The organism is Streptomonospora halophila, assembly GCF_039542725.1.
GTDB lineage: Bacteria > Actinomycetota > Actinomycetes > Streptosporangiales > Streptosporangiaceae > Streptomonospora > Streptomonospora halophila.
Genome location: NZ_BAABIK010000058.1, coordinates 1 through 12886, shown reverse-complemented (window position 1 = coordinate 12886; position 12886 = coordinate 1). Strand labels below are relative to the sequence as shown.

9 protein-coding genes and 1 pseudogene are annotated in these 12886 nt (G+C 63.5%); 5 read left to right on the top strand and 5 right to left on the bottom strand.

The annotated features are described in order from the left end of the window. Nucleotides 1-369 (top strand): hypothetical protein (locus ABEA15_RS25135; RefSeq protein ID WP_345559524.1); only part of this gene is annotated, 369 nt, incomplete at its 5' end. 872 nt (nt 370-1241) lie between these two features. Here the strand turns inward: ABEA15_RS25135 and ABEA15_RS25130 are convergent. Then, complete coding sequence (locus ABEA15_RS25130; RefSeq protein WP_345559522.1) at nt 1242-2201, bottom strand: DUF4238 domain-containing protein; 960 nt, start codon at nt 2199-2201, stop codon at nt 1242-1244. 181 nt (nt 2202-2382) lie between these two features. Between ABEA15_RS25130 and ABEA15_RS25125 the strand changes: the two genes are divergently transcribed. Continuing rightward, on the top strand, nt 2383-3345 hold the full coding sequence (locus ABEA15_RS25125) for an IS481 family transposase (protein ID WP_345559520.1): 963 nt from the start codon (nt 2383-2385) through the stop codon (nt 3343-3345). Between the two features lie 171 nt (nt 3346-3516). Here ABEA15_RS25125 and ABEA15_RS25120 read toward each other — a convergent pair whose 3' ends face one another. After that, entirely contained in the window at nt 3517-6015 is a 2499-nt protein-coding gene (locus ABEA15_RS25120; protein WP_345559518.1) for a helicase C-terminal domain-containing protein, read from the bottom strand. Nucleotides 6016-6142: 127 nt separating this feature from the next. Next, nucleotides 6143-6583 carry a nuclear transport factor 2 family protein gene (locus ABEA15_RS25115; RefSeq protein ID WP_345559516.1) on the bottom strand — a complete coding sequence of 147 codons (441 nt, stop codon included), beginning with the start codon at nt 6581-6583 and terminating at the stop codon, nt 6143-6145. Between the two features lie 1532 nt (nt 6584-8115). On the opposite strand from ABEA15_RS25115, the gene ABEA15_RS25110 reads away from it, so the two are divergent. The 3 genes from ABEA15_RS25110 to ABEA15_RS25100 all read left to right on the top strand — a co-directional run bounded on the left by ABEA15_RS25110 (nt 8116) and on the right by ABEA15_RS25100 (nt 11152). After that, on the top strand, nt 8116-8808 hold the full coding sequence (locus tag ABEA15_RS25110; RefSeq protein WP_345559514.1) for a TIGR02391 family protein: 693 nt from the start codon (nt 8116-8118) through the stop codon (nt 8806-8808). A 268-nt stretch (nt 8809-9076) separates the two neighbouring features. Then, nucleotides 9077-10195, top strand: coding sequence for an ISAs1 family transposase (locus ABEA15_RS25105; RefSeq protein WP_345559512.1), 1119 nt, complete (start codon nt 9077-9079; stop codon nt 10193-10195). Nucleotides 10196-10588: 393 nt separating this feature from the next. Further along, on the top strand, nt 10589-11152 hold the full coding sequence (locus tag ABEA15_RS25100) for a hypothetical protein (RefSeq protein WP_345559510.1): 564 nt from the start codon (nt 10589-10591) through the stop codon (nt 11150-11152). An 85-nt stretch (nt 11153-11237) separates the two neighbouring features. On the opposite strand, the pseudogene ABEA15_RS25715 reads toward ABEA15_RS25100, so the two are convergent. Both ABEA15_RS25715 and ABEA15_RS25095 read right to left on the bottom strand, forming a co-directional pair. After that, nucleotides 11238-11559 (bottom strand): annotated as a pseudogene (locus ABEA15_RS25715) (transposase family protein); the annotation flags it as partial. Between the two features lie 159 nt (nt 11560-11718). Continuing rightward, nucleotides 11719-12789, bottom strand: coding sequence for a hypothetical protein (locus ABEA15_RS25095; RefSeq protein WP_345559508.1), 1071 nt, complete (start codon nt 12787-12789; stop codon nt 11719-11721). Between the last annotated feature and the right edge of the window lie 97 nt (nt 12790-12886).

Here is a 12886-nt window from a genome sequence, read left to right as displayed (position 1 = left end):
GTGACATCGGCCAACTACACGCCCGATCGTGACGTCTGGGCATCTAAGCTTGTCGACAGAGCAGATTCCTATGCTTTCGGTTGCATGGAGGCTCTGTACCGGATCTGGAGCGAGGCGGGTAGGCCGGCTGCTGTCAAGGTCAGCGACCGTATTCAGGAGCTGGATTTGAAGGGTAGCGCCAGTAAGGAGACGGTCCGCCGGACGCTCAGGCAAGGTCGTTGCCCAAGAGTGGGAGAACGCCGAGACCGTCTTCGTAGGTTGTCGCAGATGGCCGGGCGCGATCCCGAGCGTCTGGTGATCGTGGAATCTGAAGGCGAGTACGGGGATATCGAGTTTGGGCCCGAATCCGCCCGCGCCGTCTTCCATTAGTTCTGGCACGAAGCCCACAACAAAGCGAGTTTCGCCCATGAGCCGATGGAGGACTACACCCCGCCCCCGCTGAAGTCGCCGCCCTCGGGCGACGACCCCTGGGCTACAGACGGCGGCTTCGGCGGCAAGCCGCCCTTCTGACCCCCGATATCGCTCTTATTGGAAGTGGCGAACCCGGCATATCGGACGCCATATGCGGGTTCCTGCTGTGCGTCGCGCCATTGCTAACCATCGGGAATCCGGATGGAAGGATTGGCACCTTCTGCATGCTCTGGCGAATAGCGTCGTCAACGCTCGCCTCTCAGCGAAGTACGGTGCCCCGACCTGGAAGAGCACAGGATCCTTCGGGGAGTATTTCTTTGGTGAGCTGAACCGGGCTGAGGAGCAGGGCGACCCGTCGGCTTCGGCTAGCGAAGTGACACGTGAGTCCTTGCAAACGGCCTTGAAGACTACAGCGGCATCAACTCTGGCGACTTGGGGGTGGAACTCCATCGGGGAAGCGTTGATCCGGACTCGATTCTTTAGTTACTAGGTGATCGTTACGGCTACTGGACCGAGGATGTGGAGCATGAGGGTTTCTTCTTCAGTTCATAGAGTTCGTTCCTGTTCAGCACCTGAGGTCGACAGAGCGGCCTTGCCGCCGACGCGTTCGGTCTGCTTCGTAGTGAAGAACGGGTCACGAGTAGTAACCAAGACGTTGGGTGAAGGTAGCATCCTCCGCCTCAATTCACAGCCGCCGTGGCGGCCAGTTAACCAGCGTTCTTCCCGTGACCACTACGATTTCAGAACGGTCAAGGTGCCTGTACGGCCAACACCTGGCAGCCATTTCAATGCAGAATTAATGACCCTTTAGCGTCACATTTTCCGCAAGACTAGGTTTGCTTCTCGGCTGGGGCGTGCTCGTGGGCCCATCGCTTCCAGATTTGTGCAGTAGGTGGGAGTACTTCATAATTGATGATGTAGGCATGGCCGCTCGTTTCGTTGGCAATAAATGGATCGGGAGAAGGTAGTCTAGCGTCGACCTCCACCTTACCGTGAAGAAGGCGATGTTGGGGATGGCGAAGGACGATCTTGTCGGCGGCATCGAAGGTTGCCTGAACCATGGCGAGGCCCAGCCCGCCAGGAAACTTCGCGAGGTGATCAGCCCGTGCCCGATAATCATCTTTCCTTGTCCCCAGGCTTGGTAGGAGTAGGAAGCGATGCGGATCGAGCGGAAGGAAAACATCCCAGTAGGCGGCAGCCAAGAGCTGGTCCTTATCGTCCTGACCATTCAGCACGAGAACTGGAACATCGCTTGATAGGAGGCAGCAGTCGCTGAACCCGACTGCCCAAGGCTTATCGAACAGGATAGCAGCTAGTTTTGAGATATTTTGCACGATATAGGATAGATGTTCGTCCCTACCGAAGTTTGCCCGCTTGATGTTTGGGGGCGGGTCCAAGCCGGCTAGGTCAGTGGTGGTTACCACCCGAGCCCTCTGTCTCGTGGTCCGGAGGATTTGAGCAGCCATCCACCAGGCCAGGCTTGTCCGATGCTTCTGGGGGATAGGCCATTTTCTTGGAAGTGCGAAATCGTGGTCATCAAGGATGATGTTGAATGCCGGTGTGGCCGCGGTTTCGATCTTACCTAAAAGTTCCTCGACGATGTGGGGTGTCTTTTTTGTAAAATTTCTAGACCAGTAAAAGCTGTCAATGGCACCAACGTTGCGTACATTGACGGCAGGGCCATTGGGGTAGCTCTCGACGCTGACGCGCTCAACGAAGCTGTTTTGGCGCCTCTTCTCAGCAAAGCGTCGAAGGTACATTTGCGGAACAGTGTGATCTTTGGAAGCCACCGCAGAAGCATATCGACTTTAGCCGCGTATCGTGGCCCCACGGCGCACGCATCGCCCTCTAGTTGTTGCGGGGTGGGAGGTTGTTGACGCTGACGCAGGGGTGACATGAAGAGAGCAGGCCCCGGCGGCGATGATGAGAAGCGCCAACGACTCATCGAGCCACCGGAAAGGACCTGCTCTCGTGTCCCACCGTAATGCGCCTCTGTCCGCCGAGGGACGCCGTCGCCTCGTCGAGCGCTGCCAGGGCCGCCCGATCTCCCACGTAGCCGCTGAGATGGGCATCTCGCGGGCGTGTGCCTCCAAGTGGGTCAACCGGTACCGCCGCTACGGTGCGACCGGCCTGTACGAGCGCTCCTCGGTCCCGCACCGCAGTCCGCGGGCCGCCTCGGGCGCGACCGTCGCCGCGATCGAGGCCTGGCGGCGCGAGCACAAGTGGTCCGCGGCCCGGATCACCGCCGAACTCGCCGCCGGCGGCACCATGCTCGACCAGCGCACCGTCACCCGCCATCTGGCCCGACTCGGTCTCGCCCGGCGGCGGTTCATCGACCCCGCCGGCGCGTCGAACCACGCTCCGGGCCGGATCACCGCGTACTGGCCCGGCCACATGGTCCATCTGGATGTGAAGAAGGTCGGCCGCATCCCCGACGGCGGGGGATGGCGCGTGCACGGCCGCGACTCCGCGCAGACACGAGCGGCCGACCGGGCCAAGAGCGCCGGAGCCGCGGGCGGTTACCTCTACCTCCACTCCGCCGTGGACGGGTTCTCCCGCCTGGCCTACACCGAGGCGCTGGGCGACGAGAAAGGCGCCACCGCGGCCGCCTTCCTGGCGCGGGCGAAGGTGTTCTTCGCCGCCCACGGCATCACCCACCTGCATCGGGTGGTCACCGACAACGGCGCCTGCTACCGCTCGCAGGTCTTCTCCCGAATCGTCGGCCGGCGCACCAAGCATCGCCGGACCAGGCCGTTCAAGCCCCAGCACAACGGCAAGGCCGAGCGTTACCAGCGGATCATGGCCGAAGAGGTCCTCTACGCCCGGTCCTACGGAAGCGAGGGCGAACGCTCAGCGGCTCTGGCGACCTGGAACATCCACTACAACTACTGTGAGTCTTGGGGTGGCTGGTCTGGGATTGGCCGGTCAGAGTAGGCATTGGTCGCTCCGCCCCAGGACGTGACTCATACAACTACTGGCCCCGTCCGGGTGCGTTTCGATGGACCTGTCCGTTCTGGAGGCGGGGCGGCCGGTGCCGCCGGCGGCCAGCCTCCGGTCTCACGTCTCCATGTCGCTGTCACCAACGTCCAGCCCTCATACAACTAGTTAGTGCCGCCCTGGCACCGAGAAGCGACCCACGAAGTTGGCCGCGCTCAGTCCATGATCGTTCAAGAGGCTGGTGACGCGAGCGGGATCGCGGAAGGCGTCGTTGGCCACCAGACCCGTCCCGAAGGCCGACACGGACTCTCGGAGCCGCGCAAGCCGCTTCGTCGTGACAACGCGACAGCCGGTCGGTATCGCGGCATGTGAGTCGAACCTCTCCTCCGGATGGATCAGCAGAGGCGTCGCCTCACTGTTGGGGTACTGCTGCCGGAACCAGTCCATGGCGTTCGAGAGTTGCTCGGCATCCTTCTTGTACACGGGATGGCCGGGGTCGGCACCACTCTTCGCCTCGATGACGTGGAACGCCCCGTCGCGAAGTGCCCAGAGATTGTCCGGCCCGCGCCCGAGCGTGTCTTCTGGCCGCTGTCCCATGTGACCGATGTGCAGTGCGAGATCATGCACGGCCTGTTCAAACTGCGGGGTGCGCGGTCCCCAGTCGAGGTCCTGTAGCACGGCCTTGAACCCGAGCAAGAGATCATTGCCGGAGATGTATCTCGCTTGAAGCCAGGAGGAAGCCTGCTCGCCCTGCGGCCGGCTCGCTGCCTTCAAACGCTCGTACTGCACACCCGCCAAGGGCCGGAGGAGCCGTCGGTTCGCGGTGTTCGCCGTCTTCTGGGTCTGCTGAGCTTGGGAAGGGTCGAAGAAATTGGTGTAGGCCGCGAGCCGCTGTCTCTGGAGTGCCTGAGTCGCGGCGTCGTCCGTGATGCCATTCACGACTGTCTGCTGTTCCTGGGCCGCGACCACGTACTCGCCGTGCAGGGCGGAATCGAACGCGCGCCGCTCAGCGCTGGCAGTGTCGACAATCCCAGACGTGCCGTACCGGAGCTGTGCCAGTGCGCCCTTACTGTAGGCCACCCAGTCCTTATCGCGTTCGAGGCATTGCTCCATTATATCGTGGAGGTCGTCTAGCGAGTCGGCCTTGACCTCGCTGGCGATCTCCGCTGCGAGGTCCAACTGCGCCCTCGTCGCGGGTGAGAAGAAGCCGCGTGCCTCCGGCGCATTGAGCCGCTCGGCCAGCCGCGCCCCCAGGAGAAGGACCACGGCGTGATCCTCGTTCGACCGGGTTGCTCGTCCCATGCCCTGTTCCAGGCGTTGAATCTGTCGGCCAAGGAGGTTCGCTGATCCGGTCAACCGGGCCTGTGCCAGCCGCTCCGGTCCGTCGAGTGCTTCTGGCAGGCCGTCCAGCACCAGGACGCGGCAGGTATCGCCCGGCAGATCGATCCCGTCGTAGCGGTTGATGAGCACCACGAGACCCAGTTGTGGGTCTTCGCGCAGTTGCTCGACGCCCTGATGGATGTTGTTGCGGTCCAGCACGAGGGCTGCGTCCTCCCGCCACCAGACAGCACGAGCGTGGCTCGGCACGATGACCACGACGTTCTGATCCGCGGCCAGGCCGAGGACAAGATCACGTACCCCTTCGTCCGTCGCCTTGGGCACGAGTTGCTGTGGCACGAGGATCATTCGATCCCCGATGTCGCCCGCGCTCGAAGGAGAGATTGACCGTGAGACTGAATCCGGTGCCGCGCCGAAGTGGCGGACTAGCACCGAGTCGTCAGCAAGGGTGGCAGTGAGGTAGACACGCCGCTGTGCCTGGGAGAAGCCGAGGAGCGTCTCTGTGGGATGACAGGGCGGATAGATCTCGAACGCATCGCTGGTGATCACGGCGGTGCAGAGGGGGAGGCAATCTACGACGAGCGGCCAGCCCCACTTCAGCACGCTGTCCGAGATCGGATGGAGCCTCGACAAGACCTGATCCTGCTTGTCCTGCCATGCCCAAAACGGAACCTCCTGTATCGCCGTCCGGCGGCGCGCTTCTAGGTCCAGCAGGCCGTTGGGAGACTGCGCCTTCAGGTCATCAGCGAAGAGGGCCAGCAGATCGCTGTACGCCTCCGAGCCGTCCTCGACGCGGAGCCGGAACACACGATCCGCCTTAGCGATGCAGGCGTGAGCGTCGTCAATGATCACCCCGGCGAGACTGTGCGAGGGAGGCTTTGACACGTTACCGCCGACCCCGAAGACGGACAGGCCATTGAAGAGTTTCGCGAACGTCCCGACGAGCACGGCGCGTCCCTGCTGGTACTCGGGCGACTTGGGATCGTTCGTGGTCGCGATCCCGGCTCGTCCCGCTTCGGTCATGACCTGTGCCGTCAGGAAGTCGTCTGGCACGAGATATGCAACGGGCCGGATGCCCTCGTTGAGCCAACTACGGGCGATGAGGAGCCCGACCAGCGTCTTGCCGCCTCCTGTGTTCATCTTGATCACGAGGTCGCGCTCGTAGCGACGGTCATGCCAGGCAGCCAGCACCTGGTCCTGAGGCCCTCGCAGGTAGTCGAGGCCGGAGACCTTCTCGGGTAGGGCGTTGAACAGGTCGCGAGGGTCGGTGATTGTGTTAGCTGGAGCCGAGGCACCCTGGCCCAGTCGCTTGAAATTGACCTTAGCCATCGCGCTCCATCCTTCCCGACCCGTCCTCGGGCATGCTAATTATCGCCCGCGCCTCCAATCACCCGCGAAGCGAGCCAGAAGCACGGCAATGGGCGAAATTCTGTCAGACACCCCATGTCGTTGGGTATCAAGCGTTCTTCACCAGGGACGGGGCGCTGCGTTCGGTGTAGCGCGGGCTGGCGGCGCTCGTGGGGGTGAGGTTGCTCCGCCCCCAGATGATGCGGAGGCGGTCGATGGTGCCCGCCGGGCCGGACTCGGCGTAGAAGACCTGGCTGATGCGCAGACGGTGACCGGGGTACTCGGGGTCGTCGCGTTCGGCGATCAGCGGCAGGCAGGCGAGGTCCGCCTCGGCGGGGGCGCGCAGTTGTCCGGGGAACAGGCGGGTTTGTGCGGTGATGAGGGCGTGCACGAATGCCGCGATGGCCTCTCCGGTGATGGGTGGGGCGCCGATGGGGTCTTCGATGTGGGCGCCGGGGGTGAAGACGCCAAGGGCGCTGGCGTGGTCGCCCTCGTTGAGCGCGCTCACGAAGGTGCTGAGTGCTGCGGCGGTGCCGGCGGTGGTCGTCATGGACGTACTCCTGGGAAAGCGCAAGTGCGCCGGTTCGGTAGGGGCGGGGGCGACGTGGTTGGACGTCTTGTGCGTGGAGTCAGTCGTCGGTGAGTTCGTTCAGGCGAAGGCGGGTGGCTGCGGTCTCGGGGGCGCCGATGCGCTCGAACAGCGGCAGAGCGATTGCAAGGTGCTCATGCTCGATATGAGCTTGCCCCGCTTGCGCGGACGTCCCGCGTGAGGTCGGCCTCGGGCATGCACGGCCGGAAGGATGGGGCCACCCGGTTGTGACGAGTCCGGTCAGGCGGCCCCGGCCGGGGCCGCCGAGGCACGTCGACGGGCCCGGGCAGGCTGGTCTCAGCGCGCGAGTCGGCCCGCCATGGCACCTCGGCCGGTGTCCGCTAAGGCACCAGTGTGGACGTGGTGGTTGCGGTGATCAATCCGTCCACCAGGGGTCTCTCTATGTAGGGGATCGAACCGCGAGATCGCGTTCATGGCGGGACCGGCATGCCCTCCCAAGGATGAAAAAGTCCTACTGGCCACCGTCGGCAGGCCGAGCCCGTGGTTCTGGGGCTGCGGGTGGCGTCCTCGCTGCAACCAGGGCTGTTTCTGCCGATCATCGGCGCCATCATCGCCGGACAGGAGTCCCGTTCCGGCCATCTGGACGTCAGCGTTTCGGTCGTCCCGAGCCGGTGCCCACCACACAACGGGCTGCGCCGACGCTTCAGCGCACTCTCGGCCCGCAGATTGGCGGTGCCGTGCCGGCGATCATCCGCGATGGCCCCGCCGGCGTCCCAGCGACCACCGGCTGGTCAGCGACCTCCGCTCCACTGACATCGTCATATTCGTTCGCGCTGCAATTCCCGTGCTCGCCAACAATGAGGTCACAGGAAAGCTTCGGTTCGTTCCCAAGTCCGTGAGGCTCGGCTCCGGAGGATGCCGCGCGGCTGCGCGCCCTCCTCCCGCCGGTACTCCGGCTGCGGATGTTGACGACACTCCCTCGCCCCAGAGCCGCTCGTGCCACGCGCGAACCTCGGAGCTCCAGCCCTCGGACTCCTCGGGTGAGGAGTCGCCTACGTGTTTGTGGTCGCGGCGGCGTAAGGTGAGGGATCGGACCTCGCGTAGTTCGACGAGGATGGCATCTGTCGCCTGCTCGCTCATTGCGGTCAGACGCTTGGTTTCTGCGTGTTCGGCTTGGCGTTTTTGCTGGTAAGCCACGCCTAGGAATGTCGCTATGCCGCCGATCAGTGCCCCGCTGAGTGCTACGCCGGTGCCGATCAGGCCAACCCCGATCTCAGGAGTCATTCGTCCTGCATTGGGGTGGTAGACAAAATTAGCTCGGACGTTCGAGACCGTCTGCACACTCAAGGGGTCAGGGCGCCCTCAGGCCCTCCGCTTGAGAGATGGGAACCATCTTCACGCCGTCCTTGCGGCCCTTCGGAGTTGTCGCGGCGTAGATGTTCCCGTACCCGCCGCATAAGGAGGGTAATTGTCGTAGGTAGAGTCTCTTATTTCACTTTACAATAGACCCGAAAAGGAGTATACCGTTTCCTATGATTGCGGTTGCGCCTGAAGATGCCCTACAGCTTCCCGTCGACGAGTTGGCGCTCCATGTCCTTAGAGACATCGTAGATATCGGCGAGTGGAACACATACAACTACAGCTTGCAATATAAGCGTGATGAAGCCTACCGAAATAATGGTGCGGCAGTAAACGCGGTTGCCGAGGCGATCGAATGGCTCCGTTCTCATGGGATGATCGCGGCAAAACCTGGAGAAAGCAGTGCGCAATCCATTTTTGTTACGCGTCGCGGCCACGAAGTACTATCCCAAGATATTGCAGCCGTGCGAAGTGTGAACCGTCTGCAAGAGAATCTGCACCCGTTGATTGAAGCTAAAGCGCGTCGGCAATTCCTCCTCGGAGAGTACGAGAACGCGATATTCGGCTCTATGAGGGCAGTGGAAGTACGCGTCAGGAAGCTTGCTGGATTTGGCTATGAACTGACCGGTGTGGATCTTATGATCAAGGCATTTAAGGCGGGTGGCCCGCTTGCTGACCCTGTCGCGCCGAACGGTGAGGTAGAAGGCACCATGATGCTATTCCGAGGTGCATACGCGGTGTTGCGAAACCCCTCAGGTCACCGGGAAGTTTCCTTCGATGATGTGACAGAAGCATCCGAGGCGGTTATGACCGCCAGCCTGCTCATGCGGATGCTCGACAAAATTGAGCACAGGATGGACTCGTGAAGGACGTACGCCCACTGGTGGCCGTGGCTTTCCGGCAGGCAGTTCTCGACTGCCCGGACACGGCTCTAGTCACACTTGAGGACTTCCCCAAAGGCGCATGCGGAGATGCTTCCCCGATACTTGGCAGGGCGATTGCATAGTCGGGGGCGGGGCGTGACCGGGCTGGTCACAGCAGCGTGACGATCCGGAAGAAGCTCCCGCACACAACAACGGAGCCCCGATAGAAGAGCAGGGACTTCCACATCTCCGGCTCAACAAGAGGACTCCGTTGCCCCTGCAGTCTGCCACGCGCGCATCCGCCCTGTCGGCTCCTACCGCGATCACCGACGCCCTGCCGGGCGAGGACCAGGACCCCCGCGATCGGCGAGGACGCCGCCACCCGCTCGGATGCATCCTGCTCACCGCCCTGTGCGCGGTGGTAGCCGGAGCCCGGTGCCTGGAAGCGATCGGCCAGTGGGCGACCAGCGCGCCCCAGCACACCCTGGCCCGGCTGGGCGCCCGCACCACCAGCCCGGCCCTGGACCTGCGCCAAGCGCCCAGTCCCGCCACGATCCGCCGCGTCGTCACCGCGCTGGATCCGGCCGTGCTCATCGGACTCAGCGCCGTCGAGGACGCCGCCGTGCTGATCGTGGACGGCAAGAGCCTGCGCGGCTCGGCCACCGCCGACAGCGGCCCCGCCCACCTGTTGGCGGTGGCCGCCGGCGGCCACACCGCCGCCCAGGTGCGGGTGGGGGACAAGACCAGCGAGATCGCCGCCGTGGGCGCCCTCCTCGCCGGGCTCGATGTGGCCGGACGGGTGATCAGCGCCGATGCTCTGCACACCCAGAGGCCCACCGCCGAGCATCTGGTCGGGCGCGGCGCGGACTATCTGCTGACCGTCAAGGCCAACCAGCCCACACTGTTCGCCCAAGTCAAGGCGCTTCCGTGGGCGCAGGCGCCGGTGTTGGAGGCCACCCGCGAGCGCGCGCACGGCAGAACGGAGGTGCGTACCGCCAAGGTGCTCACCGCGCCGCGGATCGCGTTCCCGCACGCTGCGCAGGTGGTGCGGGTGCACCGGTGGGTGCGCACCGCCTCCACGGGCCGGGTGAGACGCAGCTATGCCTACCTGGTCACGAACCTGCCGGCCGAGTGCGTCACGGGCGGGGAGTTGGCGCACTTGGTGCGCGGCCACTGGCGTATCGAGGCCCGCCACTACATCCGCGACGTGAGCTTCGGTGAGGACGCTTCGCGGGTGCGCACGGGCAACGCACCGCAGAACATGGCGCTGCTGCGCGATCTCGCGACCGGCCTGCTGAGCGGGCTGGGGTTCGCGAGTGTCCCCGCGTCCTACCGGTGGGTGGGCTACGACTGCTTCACCCGCCCGCTCGATCTCCTCGGGATCGCGTGACCAGTACCTACGCCAGCCGGTTCAGAGAATGAAATCGCCCTGGATACTTGGCGAGTTCTTGCGAGAGCAGGAAAATGGCAATCGGCAATATGTTTCGGGGTGTCGCCCATGCGACTACCATTCTCACCCTTGCCTAGAACAGGGTGACTGGCTCCTGGACATCACACCTGGCCAGCTCCCCGTGTCCGTGATCCTGTAGTGCTTACCCAGAATCGGACTTGGCATAGTCAGTTTTTTGTGCTCCCATGAAGCGCCGAGTAGCTGGTATCGACATGTTCGATGAGCACACGAATAGCAGACTTGCTCGGGCGTATATCAGGATCATGGCGGTGTATGGGCGCTCATAAGAAAACCACTCGACAATCCAGGCCCGACCCTGCCATGCTTCCACCTATGGACATGGAGCATAGGCTGAACGCCAAGCTTGCGCCGGAGTCGGTAGCAACCACCCTGATACGGGCTGGCTGCTTCCTGTCTGCCTATGAGCTCATCAAGCCGCAGATCATCGACAGCATCTATGGTTTCTTCTGGTGTGGTTTCGAGGATGGCAATGATCTGTACGACGAAGCGCGCTATGTCAGCGACGTACTGTCGTTGAATACCAAGAGCAAGTACCTTGCTTCGTGTGCGTGGCTCGTAAAGATGCAGGCGTTGACCGACGAGCAAGTTGCGACACTGGCCAAAATACGAACCCATCGGCATGAAGTCGCGCACGAGCTACCGAAACTGTTGGTAGATCCTGATTTCGAGGTTCGTATGGACCTCTTGACTGACGCTGTTGAGATTGTTCGGTGTCTCGGCGTTTTCTGGGGCTCTATTGAAGCAGACATCAACCCCGACTTCGACGGCCAGGAGGTCGACTACGACGGCATCAAGTCGGGATCATTCCTGCTGCTGGAATACCTGGCCTCGATCGCTGGGCTCGGAGCAGAGGACACTGGCGCCTCGACTACGTAAACATTTTGGACACATCAGTCGTCGCATAGGTCGCTCCGAGTAAGCAGCTCTGCGTTCGGCAGGCTACGCATCCTGGTTTTGAACTGCAGCGCAGCTTGCGCAGGATGCGCCATGACGGGAGCTGGGCGTTGGCGCGCTCGCCCGGACCGCGCAGGCGAGAGTGGGACCGGTTCGCCCGTTTCTGCACCTCAGGCTTGTTGCGGCCCTTGTAGGGCATGATCGCCACCGTGGCCTCGACCCTCGTGTAACCCTTATGAGCCGATATGCGGCCATTCGCCTTCTCCAACGCGCGCAAAAAATGCCCGGCACACGTGCGGCGGTCAGGTCGTCGGTCTTGCCCGGAGCGCGCCGGAGGTCCAGAGGACGGATCCGTCCGGGCCGGCAATGACCTGCACGCTCATCCCATTCCCCGATGCTTGCCGGGACGTTGTCGTACTCGTCAGGTCCAAAGCGCACAGGCTGAGACAACTGTGGAGGCGACCGAGGTACCCGCTGCGGGTCGAGGTCAGTCAGGAGTTCGCCCCGGCCCACTGCGTCGCCGTAGTGGGAGACCTCGGGACTGCGATTCAGTCGTTGTCGCTCCCAAAAGGGTGAACGTAGCGGTCGACATCGTTGAACGGGAGGAACCAGGCCTTGACCGAGGCTTCCCCGTCTTCTTCGGGGCCGTCGTTGTAGAGCCACTCGTGGTCCATATCCTCATAGACCAGCTCGGTGAAGGCTTCCAGGGCAGGACTGCCCTCGGCGAGGAGGCCGTGGATGTCGAGGATGATGCGTGCCTCGGTCAGCAGCAGTCGCAGGGCGAGTTCCTCGGCCACGGAGCCGAGGTGCCAGAACGTGCCATCGGTGAAGTGCGTGGTGAGCACGACTGTGGTGACCAGGAAGCGACGGGCGAACCCGGCGGTGTAGTGATCTGCGAACCGCTCCGGCAGGTCCTCCAGGCGCATCAACGGAGCGTCGCATCGTGCCACCGTGGTGTCCTCTTTACGCAGTTCGTGGAGGTCCATGAAGAGTTCGTCGATCATCACGACCGACGCCTCCAACAGGGCGCCGGCGGCCAGGTCGGCGGAACCCCGATCGACGCCGACCTGCTCGGTGTCGTCCTCGTCAGGGTCGGCGGCTCCGAAGGAAGCGGGAGAGAACGCCTTCAGGCGCGGGGCGAGTGTCTGCAACTGTGCCCGCCGAGCAGCCGTCTCTTCCGGGCTCGGCCCACTCGGCAGCGGTGACGGCGCCAGGTATCGACTGCGCCTCGCCCCCAGGTCGTCGGGAGGCGCGTCGGGGCCGTCGGCAGCGGCGAGGCTCTCCGCGAGCGAGTCGGGGTGAAGCTCGACGCCCGAGTGCTGCACGGTCCAGCCCGGCAAGACCTCGGCCTTCTCCAACAGTTCTTCGACAAGGGCCCGGCCGGCGTCCTCGGCGAACTCCAGCGCCGGCGCCTCCAGCATCAGAGTCACGAGCACCCCACCGGGGTGCACAGCGATGGCGAAGTCGAACAGGTCGACCTCCATGCCATCAGGCCCCTCGATCAGGTCGACGCTGTCCAGAGCTTGACCGAATACCCGCAGGGCGCCCTCACGCTGCAACGGGTCCAGTTGCGCGCCACCGTCGGGGATCGCTGTATCTACTTTCACCGCATAGTGCACGCCACCATCATGCCGACATACGCGCCCGTCCGTGAGCAGATGACAAAATCGAGGGCGACGACGCGAATCCACCCCTCGAAGCGCACCATTTCAGCAG

What these genes read in the sequence shown, in the direction of transcription:
- ABEA15_RS25120 (WP_345559518.1), bottom strand. Translation starts at nt 6,015, where the DNA reads ATGGCTAAGGTCAATTTCAAGCGACTGGGCCAGGGTGCCTCGGCTCCA.
- ABEA15_RS25115 (WP_345559516.1), bottom strand. Translation starts at nt 6,583, where the DNA reads ATGACGACCACCGCCGGCACCGCCGCAGCACTCAGCACCTTCGTGAGC.
- ABEA15_RS25110 (WP_345559514.1), top strand. Translation starts at nt 8,116, where the DNA reads ATGATTGCGGTTGCGCCTGAAGATGCCCTACAGCTTCCCGTCGACGAG.
- ABEA15_RS25100 (WP_345559510.1), top strand. Translation starts at nt 10,589, where the DNA reads ATGGACATGGAGCATAGGCTGAACGCCAAGCTTGCGCCGGAGTCGGTA.